Below are 14,794 nucleotides of genomic sequence, written 5' to 3' on the forward strand. Positions count from 1 at the left end.
AGCCCCCAAAAATTAGTTATAAACTATAGAATAAATAAGACTTGATTCTACATTACCCGCAGTCACCACACCGGTGGCTACATATTCTGCCCAATAATCAAATCGAGCACTGTTACCTGCAATAGTTTGTTCTTGATGTTTATCATTTGCTACCGATAAATTTAAAGGAGTAGTATCTTTATTTAGAATACTAATTTGCACATTAGCAGCAGCGTCTACAGCAGAATTTTTCAAATTGCCAGTGCTATCGTCAATCGTGCCTCTGGCCCTTTCAAAATTCACATTTGCTTTTGCGCCATCAGTACATTCTGCTCCTGTTAGTGCGATATAAAATTTAGTTGCTTGCGCACGTTGACCAATACTTGATAATGCAGAAGTACTGACAGTTTTAAGAGGAACGGTAAAATCATTACTCCCAGCACTCCCTGCTTCTGTTCCACCAGTTATTTCACAAGTAACAGCCGAGACTGCTCCCGTAAAAGTAATGGTGCCATCTTCAGCCGCAGCTTGAGGTGAAGTAGAGAGTACTGAAAATGCGAAACACACAATGGTGGCAATTTTTGTTCTTAAATTACCATCCTTAATAATATCTTTATTCCTTTTGCACATAACTAAACTTCCACTCTTCGTTTTTTAAGAGGTGGGATTATTACTTCATGTCTGCAAAAAATAAAATAAAACAGTTTTAATTAATTCTTAACTAGCACACTATATATAGTTAAGATAGATAACTTAAATTTTTTAGTTGCCTACCTTACTTAACGCCCATCCAAAACTCAAACGTAACATATTGATTAATATTAAAAATATAATTATTACCATCCTCTTGATAACCTAAAGCCATGTATGAGTACAATACTCACACCTTGGCTCCCTTAATTAATTTATATCTATTTAAAATGTGGGGATATACTGAAAAATTAGATGAATACATTAGAAGAGGTATTGAACGCTCAAAAAACAATCTGGTTATACAACATTACTATCTGACGTACGGTAATGCAGCATTATCTATTTAGTGAGTCAAAATCATAAAACAACTCTGTCTTACATACATTTTTACTGTTGTTTATGATTTCATTTTTACACGATGTTAGTGAAATAGTAGAGTGAAGTTCACTCAAAGAGATATAAAGATAGGGGTAAACTTGGCAAGATGATAGAGTGCCTTCTAAAAAAACATCTATATCGGGGATGATTGAATTCATATCATTACTATTATCATAATATATGAAACATTTTTCATTTATATGGCTAAAGGAAAATCCATCAGACTTTCTTGCAACAAAATAACCAGGTTGTGATTTTATAAAAAAATACAGTAAAATTAGTATAAAACAAACTCCCATCGTTATTGAATATACAACAATCATCTTTTTTTTTGTTTTGTTATCGCTACACTCTAAACTAATGTTTTTCACAATCTCGTTATCAGTCATATTTTCTATAACTGTTGACATAGTAAAAATAAAACCTTTCCCTCTAACAGTTGTTACAGACTCACCGATAACACCAACATCTTTGAGTGCTTTTCGTAATAAAGAGATATTTTGATACAACGTGTTAGGAGTGACACTCGAACCTTTTTCGCCCCAGGCAATATTATAAAGTTCACTTTGTGAAATTGTCATTCCCACTCGGGAGACAAAAGCCTCTAATAATTGTGCCGTAGGGGCATTAAGTTTAACTGTACTACCTGTTAATAGTGAAGATACTATACCGCTGCCAGGATAGAATATGACATTCCCATTGATAATATAGCTTTTATCCATTCTTATCTCCATTTCCCTTGTCTACTCACTAAATTACTTCACCAAATATTTTAATTTATTTTTATGTGGCGTTAATCTGGCCAGCATAACATATCTTATAAAGGTGAATGAACTCTGACCTCTTCTTATATTGTATGGTTAATCGAGTACGATTCTAGATTAAGAATTATCTGGCAATAGTATTTGCTCCTATTGAAAATTATCTTTCTATTATATCAATGGTATTCGTTCCTCCCAGTGAGCAACTGGCAACTGGCAACTGGCCACCCAGTAGCGGCCAGTCAGCTACTTTCTAGAATATCGGCATAGGGATATCTCACGTTTATTACGGTATCAATTTTTTGTTCGCGACTCTTCAAACAACCGTTTTAGGAATTCTTTCTTCATAGTAGAACAACTGAATACTTGCTTGATTGCCGGGTCGTAAGCATAAATCGTGCATCCAGCGGGATAACCACTAATACCAAATAGTTTAGTTCCCTTTATCCATCAGCATTGGGTCTTCGCCTTTACGAACGTTAACACAATTGGTGTGGGCTCTGAATGATATATGAACAGATAGGGAGGCACTTTCGATATGTGTTTGTCCACACCTCAGCATGGCACCGTCCCCCCGTCTTTAAGGATAGCGTTGCGTCGACCCGTAGAGTTCACTGCACGGAGCGGACAGATACTAATTATGAAGGGGCTAAAGCACAGTTCGAACGTTCACTGAATCGCCTGCAACTGGACTATGTTGACCTGTACCTTATTCACCAGCCCTACGGTGATATCCATGCTGCATGGCGGGCAATGGAAGAACTACAGCAGGCCGGAAAAATCCGCTCTATTGGCGTGAGCAATTTTCATCCCGACAGACTTGCAGATCTTGTTGCATTCAATAAAGTCGCCCCCGCAGTGAACCAGATTGAAGTTAACCCCCTTCAACCAGCAACTGCATGCAGTACCGTGGATGCAAAGCCATGGGATTCAACCTGAAGCCTGGGCACCTTTTGCTGAAGGGAAAAACGGGCTATTCCAGCATCCCGTATTAACTGCGATTGGTGAGAAATACGGCAAAAGCGTGGGTCAGGTTGTCCTGCGCTGGATCTTCTAACGCGGCATCATTTCGCTGGCAAAATCAGTGCGAAAAGAGCGTATGGAAGAGAATAGCAACATTCTCGATTTTGAACTCAGTTCTGAAGACATGCTACAGATAGCCGCTCTTGATACCGCAACCAGCGCGTTCTTCTCGCATCGCGACCCGGCAATGGTGGAATGGCTGACTGGCCGTAAACTTGATGTCTAAGCCGCTATAGAAGAGGAGCTTATTGATGCAAAAACGTTATCTCGGAACATTCAGGCTTGAAGTGTCTGCTCTGAGGTTGGGAGTGACAACCAGTTTTAGCGTTTCTCTGGCTCAAACCACGCAGCTAATTGCAGAATATCATTTTCTTGCAAAGTCCCTGCGTTGTAGCGTAGCTCTAGCCATGATTGGAGCCAACTGTATTTCGCTTCTGCCAAATCCCGCCGCGAGTTATACAGTTGCTGCTCAGCCAATAAGACATCCAGATTGATTCGTTCACCACCCAATACGCTGCGACGGGTAGCCAGCAGTACCTTTTGCGCTGAATCTACCGTCATTTGCCACGCACGTATTTTGGCGGCACCACTACTCGTGAGATTGAACTGGCGTTTGAGCTCCGCCAATACCTGTCTGGTTTCTTGATCGAGTTCCGCCTGCGACTGTTGATAGTGTGCCGTTGCCTGCCGAGTCGCACTGGAAACACTCCCCCCAGCATAAATAGGCACATTCAACTGTAGACCAATGTTTTGCGTATCATATTTCTGGTTATAATTATATTCCGCTTCAGAGCGAGAATTACGGGAGGAGGCCACCAGTTGCAAGGTCGGCAGATGACCGCTACGACTGTTTTCTATTTCATAATGTTTGGCATCCAGATTCTCCCGCTGGCCGGCAAGGCGGGCATTATAGCGAATAGCCAGATCGCGCCACTGCGCCAGTGTGCGGTCATCGCTGATATTCTGTGGCAAAGCGTCCAACGTTAATGGCCGTAACTCTGCCAAATTAACCGATCGACCGATCATATTTTCCAGTTCGGTTAACTGGCTATCCAACACATCTTGTTGCTCAATAAGTTGTACCTGAGTCAACGTCAGGCGTGCAGCCGTTTCATCAATATCTGTTTGTGTGCCCTCCCCGGCAACCAATAACCGACGATTCAGTTGGATCTGTTCCTCATAAGCACGTAATTGGGCATTTAATAGGGCTGTTTTTTCCTGAGCTAATAAGGCGCTGCTATAAGCCCGATACAGCCGGACGATCAATTCCTGACTTTTATCCCGATAATGTTGATCTGCGAATAACTTACGCGCAATGCCTTGGCGATAGCGGGCATAGGCGCCGTAATCAATTAATGGTTGCCGCAAAGACAGCATGGAGACATAGCTATCGTAATCCCGTTTTACCTTACTGTTACTACGGTTATCAGCCTGACTCACTGTGGAGTAATTGGTGTTTGCCCCATAGCTGTATTGCAAGGAGGGTAATAAACCAGATAAACCTAAAGAAACCTCCTCTTGCCCTGCATCCCGCTCATAACCCGCGGCCCGAAATTGTGGATCATTATGTACTGCCAATTCCCATGTATCGAGTAATCCCAGTGCATTTCCCCGCTCAGGTAACACTAACAGGATGAAAAAAATGATTCGTAAAGTTAATGGCATCCAATGCTCCCTACTCTTCCGTTAATGCTATGTGCAAGCGATCCATCAATGGCTTAAATAGATAATTAATCATTGAGCGTTCACCGGTACGGACAAATCCTTGAACCGGCATACCAGGCTTGATTTCTAAGTGATCCAACGTCTGCCGCGCCGCCTCACTGACTTCTACCCGTAAACTGTAATAAGGCTCTTGCGTTCGTTCATCTAATATCCGGTCAGCCGACAACAATTTTACCGTCCCTTCTACTTTCGGCGTAGTGCTCTGATTAAACGCTGTGAACTGCAATTCCACCGCTAAGCCAGAGTGGATTTTATCCACCATCTCTACCGGTACTCGCGCATCCACAAAGAGCGGTTGATCATCAGGCAAAATTTCCATCAGAGACTGGCCTGCCGCGATAACACCACCTTCGGTAAAGACTTTCATCTCCACCACAGTGCCGGCTACCGGCGACCGCATTTGTATATTTGCCAGATCGAAATTCGCTTTTTCCAACTGGCTGAACACTTCAGTTATGGTGGATTGCACTTCCGCCATCTGGGTGTTGACCTCTTTCCGATATTCTTGTTGACGCAGTTGGATACGGAAATTTTGTTCCTGTATTTCCCGCTCGCCCCGCTTGATTTCGCCGACAATCTGCGCTATTTCGCCGTTAAGTTGCGCATAAAGCTGCTTACTTTCCAGCATTTTATTGCGCGGGACATAGTTCTCATCCGCTAACGATTTCAATCCATCCAACTGTTGGGACAATGCTTGCTTTTGGCTATTCTTACTACCAAGAACTTGCTTCTGCGCCCCCATCGCGGCCTGTAAACCGGCAATATTGGCGCGTAATCCATCACTTTCCAACTGTAATGCTTGCTGGCGGCTATCAAGTAGTAGTTGTTGTAAGGCCAGCATTTCATCCATACCAGTCTGCCGCTTCACTTGTTGTAAACGAGGCGTCTCCACCAACTGTTTATCCCCCTTTTGCTCGGCCAATAAACGAGCTTCGTTCGCCAGCAACTGATAGTACTGCGATGTTAGTCCATTACTGGCGGAGCGTGCCCTGACAGCATTTAAAGTCAGTAGCACTTCACCGGCAACTACCCTGTCGCCATCATGAACCATAATGTGGTCAACAATACCGCCTTCGGGGTGCTGAATGGCTTTTCGGTTGCCCGAAACCACCACAGTACCCGTAATCGGAACCCCTTTATCCAACGGGGCCAGTAGAGCCCAAAGGATAAAACCGCCAAAACCGGCCAATACCAACCCCCATCCCCAAGACAATGCCCGATTCTCACTGCGTTGTATTTCCTGCAAAAATGCCTGTTCCGTTTTTTTATTGTGTTCGGACATATGACTTGCTTCTCTTCTTATTGCCACTCAACCCGGTATGCCTGTTGTTTGCGCAGCGCGCTTTAGTTCAGGCTGATTAGACGCATTTAGCTGCTGTAGTTCGGCCATCACTTCGCCTGCCGGACCAAATCGCTGCTGTTGCCCCTGATTCAGGATCAATAACTTATGGGCACGAGCGGTCAACGCAGGACGATGAGTGATCAACACCAAGGTACAACCGCGTTTTTGTAGCGCATCCAGTGCCGTCAACAGGGCACGATCCCCGGCGGTATCCAGACTGGCATTCGGCTCATCCAGCACCAAAAAACAGGGATCACCATATACTGCTCTTGCCAGCGCTATCCGTTGGCGTTGACCGCCCGACAGACCCGCACCACTCTCACCAAGCTCCGTGTCATAACCTTGAGGCAGTGAGAGGATCAGCTCATGAACCCCGGCCAACTTTGCAGCGGCAACCACTTTCTCACTGTTAGTGGTACCGAATCGGGCAATGTTCTCCGCCAGAGTACCGCTGAATAATTGAATATCTTGTGGAAGGTAGCCGATATATGCACCCGATACTTCTTTGTCTAACTGATTCATATCGGCTGAATCCAGCCGCACAGTCCCTTGACTCGGCGCTTGTACTGCAACTAACAAGCGTGCCAAAGTGGATTTTCCCGAGCCGGAAGCACCCAGAATCCCCAAAGTCTCCCCCGCATTAAGAGAAAAATGAATATTATGCAAACGCGGAGGTTGATTGGTATTGGGACGGAAAGTGAGGTGTTCAACACTCAGCTCACCTGTCGGTGCTGGCAAGGTCATGCTGTCTTCACGATGGGGATGATTGTGTAACAGTAAATGCAAGCGGTTCCAGGCTTGACGTGCTGCAACCCATTGCTTCCAGACCCCAATTAACTGGTCGATAGGACTAAGCACTCGCCCGACCAAAATCGATCCGGCGATCATCATACCCGCGGTAATCTCACCGTTTACCGCCAGTAATGCCCCCAAACCTAGCATCAAAGATTGTAAAACAATGCGCGAGCTTTTCGATAAAGCAGTCACAGCCGCAGAGCGTTCACTCGCCAGATTCTGCTGGCGGATAAAACCATAGTGCTGCGCTAACCAGCGCTTACGCATATTGCCTAACATTCCCATCGCTTCAATCACTTCCGCATTGCGTAAATGCGTATTGGCCTGATGGGTTGCTTGCATTGACAGCTTATTGGCTTGCGCCAATGGGTGGTGGGTAATACGTTGGTTTAACCAGGTGAGGATGATCAGAAAAATAGCACCGCCCAACGCCAGCAGACCCAGCCACGGATGTAACAGGAAAACCACAGCGAGAAATAACGGAAACCAAGGCGCATCGAAGAAGGCAAACAGAGCATTACCGGTGACAAACTGGCGTAATTGAGTTAAATCCGTTAACGCCTGTCCTGCTTTGGCATCACCATCACGCAAGTTACGCTCAAAAGCCGCATTGAAAACCTGTTGATTGAGACGCAAATCCAGTCGGGTACCAAGACGGATAACCACCAGACTACGCACCCACTCTAGCGCTCCCATAAAAAAACATAAGCCAACCATGAGTAATGTTAGCATCAGCAATGTCATCTCATTACCCGAAGCCAAAACCCGGTCATACACCTGCAACATATACAAGGAAGGTGCCAACATCAGTATATTAATAATGGCACTGAATACACCCACACCGTAGAAACTCTGACGACATGCACCCAGCGCTTCTCGCAATCGGTCATAATTAGGAATTGAATGAGAAACCATATCTTTCCTTTAATGGTTTTCTGACAAGCGAAATATTATGTTTATGGCTTTACCTCTCAAGGAAAAAAATAAAGTCATTAGATGAAGTAGATTGGTGTTAATTCGGTATACGGCGCAATGTGACCACTCCGGTGTTATCCGGCAAAGTCATTTCATAACCTTCTTGTGCTCGTTCAAAAAATGCCAATGCATTACCAGTCCCATCAGTTAAAGTAATGCCGTCCGGTGTTGGACGCCAGCCCTGCGGAGCACTACCCAGTAACTGTTTAAGGCAGGAGGATTCTCCGCTGGCATGCCAGGTCAAGTTGGGTTTAATTGCCGTGGATTTCAGCTCAATGCCGCAGACTTTCACAACAGAGCTATTTAACTGTAATTGCCATTGACCACTTAAATCACTGGCATTCGGTAGCACCAGACTGCTCGCCATAATCGCTCCTGAACTCATTAAAGTTGATATCGCCAATATGGCACCAAACAGTGACCGATAAGGTTGACGTAATGACCTCTTCACCATAAATACTCCTTTATAAACAGTGCTCGGCTTATCACCCGGACGCTGGTTTACTCTTATCAGCACAGCCTTATAGGATAAACGCTATCTTTAGATCAGACTGTTCCATAATTCATAATATAAAGAGGCATTCAGCAATAATTAACCCACTCTACATGCAACTATAAAACTCATTATTCTTGATTCATATGCTATTTTCATCTCTAACACGGTTGAGAGTTTTTTAATTACTACTTCTGTAATACGTGATAAAAACGTCTGATTAAATCAACCAGACGTTGGATAGCAATCACATCAAACAATAAAATCAGTTGCCTGAGTTGGCTGCCCCACAATTTTCACAAGAAAATCAGGTAATAATTGCCCGCCATCAACATTTAATGCCAAATCGCTGATATTAGTCTGCGGATCATAAGTTAATAATGCTTCACTGGCAGAACCGCTAAAATGATCGACAAAGTGAATACCACCGCTGCCAGTATTAAAAACGGATAAATCGATTTTATCTATACCGCCCTCAAAATCCATGATCCAGTCTGGCGCACTTGGTGAAGAATCCGTGGTCCGGCCGAAAACGAAAATATCGCTACCGCTGCCCCCCCAAAGTTTATCTGCACCGCCGCCGCCGAACAGAACATCATTGCCTGCGCCACCACGTAGTTCGTTATCTGCTCCATTACCCACCAGAACATCATTACCAGAACCACCAATGGCATTCTCAATCGTCACGTTGGCGGCGATTGAAACGTTAGCTTTTAATCCCCCGACATCAGAAAAAGCAGCTTCTTCCAGATTGATACGTTGATCAACGCTATAGCCTGAGAAATCAAAGGTATCAATGCCGCCCGCATCCCAAACAGAGAATACTTTCTGATCACTGCTATCTGTCAGGGTAAAAGAGTCGCGCTGAGTGTTGGAGTTGAAACCATAGATATTATCTTCCGTGCGGGTATCCATATTCGCACCGTAAAGACGCTGAATTGCAAAAATATCATCCACCAGTGGCGTTGACGCGTAGTGCCCCTGATGGTCAGCCCCGGATTGCCAAGCATCCCAATAACTCATGATACTGAACTGACGAGTATCTTCACCATAAACCGCATCCTTGGCAAAAGTATTACCCTGTCCGGCGTTATAATTCGCAGGGTGACTCAGACCAAGTGCATGTCCCAATTCGTGCGCCAGAGTCAAGCGGCCATACTCCATTTTCTCTGGCTCTCGGATATTATCCATATTGTAATTATACCAAGTGCTGGTATCAGCAATTCTTTCGTTAGGACCAGAAGTATAACTGGAACTGGTATATGCCTGCCCTCCCGCCAACTGCCCATCAGCCGTTAATGAATAGTTGCCCAATGTAATATTGGCTTTTTCGGTTGGCCCCACCTCGGTGAAGTGGATATTAGCGACATCAGACCAGGATTGCAGTGAAAATTTAGTTTGTGCCACTTGCTCAGGATTGAATTTAATAAACCCGTGAACATCATCCGATTTTTGAGACTGCAAATCGAGGAATGAATAAGTTAGATCAACATCGTGCCCTAAGGTCGTTTTTCCATTCCAATTTAGTTCGCTGCGGTTTAACTGCAGAGCCGACTTACCTAAATCAAAACTAATCTTTCCACTTGACGTAGTAAAACCATCGCCTCGAACTGAGTCACGGAATAAATCAATGACAGCACTATAGCCACTTTGGTTAATAGTGTTATCGATCTGATCATTAGCTATTTTATTGATTAATTTCAACGTCAAGTTCCTTGTAATTAATTAAATTCACCACCACGTCGACAGCCCACATTAATTAATGGATAGATATTTTCCCATGTAAGAAAGTGAATCCATGTCATATCCTTTGTAGTGGCATCACATAAAGCTATACTATGATATAATATAATTTGCCGACTAATTAATAGGTAAAAAATAATTATCGAATCATCACGATGCATTCTAATTATATGCTTTGAATTATTAAAATCAAGGAATGGTAATTAAAATCAACAAAACCAAAATATCTAATTACATGCATAAAGCACAGACGATATCACTATATAACCTCATCATTCCTGGTTTAACTTACTAATAACGTCTAATAAAACTCATTAGACGTTATTTTTGTTTCATAAATATAGGTTATCAAACAATAAAATCTGTTTCTTGTGCTGGCTGCCCAATTATTTTCACTAAAAAATCGGAGAATGAATGATCGCCTGTCACATTATTTAATGCTAGCTCACTAACATTGCTTCCAGCATCATAAGTCAGCATAGCTTCGCCTGCTTTACCGCTGAAACTATTAACAAAATGGAAGCCACCACTGTTGGAAAAATTGAAAGCTGAAAGATCAATCTTGTCAATGCCACGTTCAAAATCCATTATCCAATCAGCAGCTTGTGGGGTGGAGTCACTAACTTTGCCAAATACAAAAATATCTTTACCTGCCCCACCCCACAACACATCAGCACCGCCATCGCCGAACAAGATATCATTACCATTACCTCCCATTAAGGTATTACGAGCGTCGTTACCCACGATGATATCGTTACCTGAGCCACCAATCGCATTTTCGATAGTCACACCGGCCGCAATGGAAACGTTGCCCTTCAGACCACCGACATCAGTGAAGGATTTCTCATGCAAGTTAATACGTTGATCATTGCTATAACCGGAAAAATCAAAGGTATCGTTACCATCGGCATCCCAGACCGAAAAGATTAATGCCTTACTGCTGTCCGCAGCAGTGTAATAATCACGATTGGTATTGGAATGAAAACCGTATATGGTATCACCGGTGCGGGTCGTCATATTCGCTCCGTATAAATGCTGAATAGCAGCAATATCATCCAACATCGGTGCAGCAGCATAATGCCCTTTATTATCGCCTCCGGTATTTTTTTCGTTCCAATAACTCATAATACTGAACTGACGGGTATCTTCCGCATAGGTCACATCTTTATAAGTCGGTGTTCCCTCCCCTGCATTATAATTACCGGGATGGCTAAGGCCTAGAGCATGCCCTATTTCATGGGTTAGTGTTTGCCGTCCATATTCCATGGTATCCGGGTGGCGTATATTATCGACGTTATAATTGTACCAGGTAGAACCAGATGAACTTCCACTGCCGGGCAAAAGTGCATAGGCCTGTGAATCAGCCAGTGACCCGTCGTGAGAAAGTGTAAAATTGCCAAATGTAACATTAGCTTTTTGGTTGGGAGTGATTTCTGTGAATGTAATATTGGCAGCATCTGACCATGACTGTAATGATAATTTAGCAGTGGCAATTTGTGCGGGGTTAAATTTAACAAAACCCTTATCGCCTCCCGGAATTCGAGTAACACTATCTAAAAATGAATAAGTCAGTTTTACCGGCTGATCAAAAACGTATTTACCATTCCACGTTTGATCAGTGCGAGTAATTTGTAATCCAGCATCTTCATTGGAGTAAGAAGGCTTACCGTTAATCACTAAGTCTTCACCACGCGCATGATACTGAAAAAACTCGCTTACTGCATTATAACCATTCCGTGATATCGCGGCATCAAACTGATCGGCAACTTTATTACTACTTGCTTTCATAGATAAATTTCCACGTAATTGGACTTAATCGTCATTTAACGGAACACAGCCGATGAATTAATTTAATTTTAAATTAAAAACACGGGCATCCACCTTCGTAATATTCCAGAAGAATTAACCAACAAATGAACATGCATGATGAATAATTCGCTAAGTAGTCATGCAAAATTAATTATAGCTGGTAAATATAAAATGCAAGGGAGATCGCGTTTATTTTTATTTATTCAAATTTAATTTTTAATATTGAATTAAAACAAAGGATTATAATTCATATAAAGTTGAATTGTTTTAATAAAAATAGATGCTTTTATTAATTATTCAAACAAATACGGATTGATGGTTATACGACTGTGTTGCATTAATAGTGGTAAGTCAGCAAATAGTGAGTACTTATCTTCATCACAGACTTTATCTATCAAAATCCCAATCAATTTAGTGCAAATTTAGCCCGATGAGAGCGAATGGGATATGGCAGGCTTTGTCGCATTAAGGCGTTGCTAGGTAACATGCTGTTTTTTTTTGTGATGTTACCTGCCCATGTCTCTGATCCGAAACGCCCTCTGTCGCCTGCATTATCCCGTCGATATTATTGCTCAGTGTGTCCGCTGGTATTGAGCTGCTACAGATAATCCGCAAAGGACAACTTCATCATCCTACTGGTGACGGATTGTCACCGGCAGAACAATTTTATCTGTTGGCGGCTTGAAAAATAGGCAGTGCTATTTTGCCGACCTCGCTCTGTTAATGCGACAAACCTACAAATATGGAGTAGTTTAATTTTCACGGCAAACTTAAACCAGAGCTAAACGAATGGGGGATTTACATATTTCGTATGAATAATCTGGGTAGCAATATTTTTAGTGAGATAATTACAATTAAAATCAACAGCATTTCTTACCTGATAAGGAGTATCATCGCGACAGAAAAATTACGTTAATGATGCAATCCCAACTCGAAAAATTAAAAATATAACATCCAAGATTACAATAACAAAAAAATAGAAAGAATTACCAATCACACGTTCTGTTACTTTGTTCAAAAAATAAAATTCAAATATAATTTAGCATGTTAATTAATCACTCCATGAATTATCATCTTTAGTTAATAGATAATTCACTCATATGGAGAATGATAATGAAAATCTTGTTTATCGATGGGGCACAAAAATCATTGCATTATAACAATAAGAAAATTATGTTAACAGAAAAGGAATTTTTAATGCTCGAATTGCTAATAAGCAAGAGGAAAAACAATAAGATACCTATAGATGAAATTATAACTCATGTCTGGAGCGGAAGAGAGAATACTATAGTTAAAGGCAATGTCTCACAGTTAGCCTATCGGCTAAGAAGTAAATTATCCGCCATAGGAGATGCTATCCAGATATCTATTTCTATGAATAGTGGTGGACGTTGTAAAGTTCATCGAGACGCGATAACCATTATCACAACAAATAATGGAATTCTCTGCTTATTGCTCAAATCTCTACTGAATGTTAACAAAAACGACGCCATATAATATTGGTTAGTTAGCCGGTAAGCAATCTTAAGACACTGACAATAACGACAGTTAAATTATAATTAAAGATGATCACAAGTAACAAATAGGATAAACATAAATAATTGTAAATGACTTGGATAGTATAGAGACTACAAGATATTATTTGAAATCCAACAAGTACGAAAAATTAACATAAAGCGACTATGATAAAAGGAGTTAGATCTATCCATTCGGTATGGACTAAGAATAAAGCTAGAAATATATTTTATATAGACATGGGTCTGACTATTATTTGGCCCATGTGCTGAAGTAAAATCAACTACTCCAGTTACAGGTTAAGATAATTATTTATACTGATTTTTATGGTGAAATATAATGAACAGATATTCGAAATCAGCCATTGAATATGGCTAATAAATGGAGATACATCATGTCACTAAAGCCCCCAGCAGAAACACAAGTTATTACGTGGATAATCATCGGTGTCCTATCTGCCTGGGGAGGGGTGGTGAGATATCTAATAGATAAACAAGGAACCCGTTGTAAATGGAGTTGGATGGCTGTAATTAGCCAAGTAATAATATCAAGTTTCACCGGTTTATTAGGTGGATTATTGAGCTTTGAAAGCGGTGCTAGCTATTACATGACATTCATATTTTCTGGATTGTTTGGTGCAATGGGCAGCACAGCTCTGAGCTATATATGGCGTCGTTTCTTCAATCCTTCAGGGAGGTAAAATGAGTAACTTTATTCTTAGCCACATCAGTAAGAGTAATTTACGAGGCGTTCATCCCCATCTTATTAACATTGTGTATTTGGCGCTTGAGATTACAGATATAGATTTTTGTGTCATTGAAGGCGTCCGTGATATTTCACGTCAACGCCAAATGGTACTAACCGATAAAAGCCAAACGTTAAATAGTCGTCATTTAACTGGGCATGCTGTAGATCTTGCCCCATGGATAAATCAATCTATTCCATGGGATAACTGGAGTGCATTTAAAGTAGTTGCAGACGCAATGAAAATTTCCGCAGAAAAATTAAATATTCTCATAGTATGGGGGGGCGATTGGAAGACGTTAAAGGATGGCCCACATTTTGAACTCTCACGAAAGAGCTACCCATGATATTACCTATTTCAAAAATGTATAGTATCGGACTATTTCTAGTCATACTACTTGTTTGTGTATTATGGATACGCTATCAACAACGAGCTTATAACCAAATTCAACAAGATAATAAGCAATTGAAAATGCAAAATGGCTTATTAAACAACCGGTTTTTACAACTAAAAAGTCAGGTTGAAAATTTAGCTTTTGTCATAACTAAACAAGCTCAAAATCACACTGAATTGGAGATAAAAAATGATTTATTCCGTCAAAAGACTCGTGCCGCTTTCGCGAAAACCCCTTTAGCTAATCAGCCTGTCCCAGTTGATGTTATCCGGTTTCAGCGCGAACTTATCGAACCAAAATAGCTATCATTTCGAGTTTATTCCTCGCTCTATTTTTGAAAGAAGCGACGCGCCACCATTCGATGTTGAGCGTTGGGGTGATTATCCAGATTATTTTTCCCGTCTATATCTAGCGTTGGAAAAGT

12 protein-coding genes and 3 pseudogenes are annotated in these 14,794 nt (G+C 41.8%); 7 read left to right on the forward strand and 8 right to left on the reverse strand.

Annotated elements, in window-relative coordinates; genetic code table 11:
- Window positions 1-12: 12 nt before the first annotated feature.
- On the reverse strand, window positions 13-609 hold the full coding sequence (locus V1956_RS19070) for a fimbrial protein (RefSeq protein WP_420075611.1): 597 nt from the start codon (window positions 607-609) through the stop codon (window positions 13-15).
- A gap of 398 nt (window positions 610-1,007) precedes the next feature.
- The gene (locus tag V1956_RS19075) at window positions 1,008-1,772 is read right to left on the reverse strand and encodes a winged helix-turn-helix domain-containing protein (RefSeq protein WP_372558284.1); all 765 of its coding nucleotides are present in this window, start codon (window positions 1,770-1,772) and stop codon (window positions 1,008-1,010) included.
- Window positions 1,773-2,441: 669 nt separating this feature from the next.
- Between V1956_RS19075 and V1956_RS19080 the strand changes: the two are divergent.
- Window positions 2,442-3,060, forward strand: a pseudogene (locus V1956_RS19080) (aldo/keto reductase); the annotation flags it as partial.
- Between the two features lie 95 nt (window positions 3,061-3,155).
- On the opposite strand, the gene V1956_RS19085 reads toward V1956_RS19080, so the two are convergent.
- The 6 genes from V1956_RS19085 to V1956_RS19110 all read right to left on the reverse strand — a co-directional run bounded on the left by V1956_RS19085 (window position 3,156) and on the right by V1956_RS19110 (window position 11,695).
- On the reverse strand, window positions 3,156-4,499 hold the full coding sequence (locus V1956_RS19085) for a TolC family outer membrane protein (RefSeq protein ID WP_442825493.1): 1,344 nt from the start codon (window positions 4,497-4,499) through the stop codon (window positions 3,156-3,158).
- A 10-nt stretch (window positions 4,500-4,509) separates the two neighbouring features.
- Entirely contained in the window at window positions 4,510-5,841 is a 1,332-nt protein-coding gene (locus V1956_RS19090) for an HlyD family type I secretion periplasmic adaptor subunit (RefSeq protein WP_372558282.1), read from the reverse strand.
- Between the two features lie 27 nt (window positions 5,842-5,868).
- Window positions 5,869-7,611 (reverse strand): type I secretion system permease/ATPase, encoded by a 1,743-nt coding sequence (locus V1956_RS19095; protein ID WP_372558281.1) that lies wholly within the window; start codon window positions 7,609-7,611, stop codon window positions 5,869-5,871.
- A gap of 97 nt (window positions 7,612-7,708) precedes the next feature.
- Entirely contained in the window at window positions 7,709-8,125 is a 417-nt protein-coding gene (locus V1956_RS19100) for a protease inhibitor Inh/omp19 family protein (RefSeq protein ID WP_050086261.1), read from the reverse strand.
- A gap of 291 nt (window positions 8,126-8,416) precedes the next feature.
- Window positions 8,417-9,868: a serralysin family metalloprotease gene (locus V1956_RS19105; RefSeq protein WP_442825494.1), complete on the reverse strand. Its 1,452-nt coding sequence runs from the start codon at window positions 9,866-9,868 to the stop codon at window positions 8,417-8,419.
- Between the two features lie 387 nt (window positions 9,869-10,255).
- Window positions 10,256-11,695, reverse strand: coding sequence for a serralysin family metalloprotease (locus V1956_RS19110; RefSeq protein ID WP_442825495.1), 1,440 nt, complete (start codon window positions 11,693-11,695; stop codon window positions 10,256-10,258).
- A 537-nt stretch (window positions 11,696-12,232) separates the two neighbouring features.
- Between V1956_RS19110 and V1956_RS19115 the strand changes: the two are divergent.
- The 6 genes and pseudogenes from V1956_RS19115 to V1956_RS19140 all read left to right on the forward strand — a co-directional run.
- A pseudogene (locus V1956_RS19115) lies at window positions 12,233-12,307 on the forward strand (IS6 family transposase); the annotation flags it as partial.
- Window positions 12,300-12,401: pseudogene (locus V1956_RS19120) on the forward strand (IS6 family transposase); the annotation flags it as partial. The pseudogenes V1956_RS19115 and V1956_RS19120, both read left to right, overlap by 8 nt.
- A 428-nt stretch (window positions 12,402-12,829) precedes the next feature.
- Window positions 12,830-13,213, forward strand: a complete 384-nt coding sequence (locus V1956_RS19125) for a winged helix-turn-helix domain-containing protein (protein WP_372558278.1) — start codon at window positions 12,830-12,832, stop codon at window positions 13,211-13,213.
- Between the two features lie 412 nt (window positions 13,214-13,625).
- Window positions 13,626-13,931 (forward strand): phage holin family protein, encoded by a 306-nt coding sequence (locus V1956_RS19130; RefSeq protein WP_372558277.1) that lies wholly within the window; start codon window positions 13,626-13,628, stop codon window positions 13,929-13,931.
- Window position 13,932: 1 nt separating this feature from the next.
- Window positions 13,933-14,322, forward strand: a complete 390-nt coding sequence (locus V1956_RS19135) for a M15 family metallopeptidase (protein ID WP_372558276.1) — start codon at window positions 13,933-13,935, stop codon at window positions 14,320-14,322.
- Window positions 14,319-14,672 (forward strand): hypothetical protein, encoded by a 354-nt coding sequence (locus V1956_RS19140; RefSeq protein ID WP_442825496.1) that lies wholly within the window; start codon window positions 14,319-14,321, stop codon window positions 14,670-14,672. Before V1956_RS19135 ends, V1956_RS19140 begins: the two co-directional genes overlap by 4 nt.
- Window positions 14,673-14,794: the final 122 nt, after the last annotated feature.

It is taken from the genome of Yersinia sp. 2540 StPb PI (assembly GCF_052217165.1).
GTDB lineage: Bacteria > Pseudomonadota > Gammaproteobacteria > Enterobacterales > Enterobacteriaceae > Yersinia > Yersinia enterocolitica_E.

Excerpts from the sequence above, each read along its gene's own strand:
- V1956_RS19070 (WP_420075611.1), bottom strand. The coding sequence starts at position 609 with ATGTGCAAAAGGAATAAAGATATTATTAAGGATGGTAATTTAAGAACA.
- V1956_RS19075 (WP_372558284.1), bottom strand. The coding sequence starts at position 1,772 with ATGGATAAAAGCTATATTATCAATGGGAATGTCATATTCTATCCTGGC.
- V1956_RS19085 (WP_442825493.1), bottom strand. The coding sequence starts at position 4,499 with ATGCCATTAACTTTACGAATCATTTTTTTCATCCTGTTAGTGTTACCT.
- V1956_RS19090 (WP_372558282.1), bottom strand. The coding sequence starts at position 5,841 with ATGTCCGAACACAATAAAAAAACGGAACAGGCATTTTTGCAGGAAATA.
- V1956_RS19095 (WP_372558281.1), bottom strand. The coding sequence starts at position 7,611 with ATGGTTTCTCATTCAATTCCTAATTATGACCGATTGCGAGAAGCGCTG.
- V1956_RS19100 (WP_050086261.1), bottom strand. The coding sequence starts at position 8,125 with ATGGTGAAGAGGTCATTACGTCAACCTTATCGGTCACTGTTTGGTGCC.
- V1956_RS19110 (WP_442825495.1), bottom strand. The coding sequence starts at position 11,695 with ATGAAAGCAAGTAGTAATAAAGTTGCCGATCAGTTTGATGCCGCGATA.
- V1956_RS19125 (WP_372558278.1), top strand. The coding sequence starts at position 12,830 with ATGAAAATCTTGTTTATCGATGGGGCACAAAAATCATTGCATTATAAC.
- V1956_RS19130 (WP_372558277.1), top strand. The coding sequence starts at position 13,626 with ATGTCACTAAAGCCCCCAGCAGAAACACAAGTTATTACGTGGATAATC.
- V1956_RS19135 (WP_372558276.1), top strand. The coding sequence starts at position 13,933 with ATGAGTAACTTTATTCTTAGCCACATCAGTAAGAGTAATTTACGAGGC.
- V1956_RS19140 (WP_442825496.1), top strand. The coding sequence starts at position 14,319 with ATGATATTACCTATTTCAAAAATGTATAGTATCGGACTATTTCTAGTC.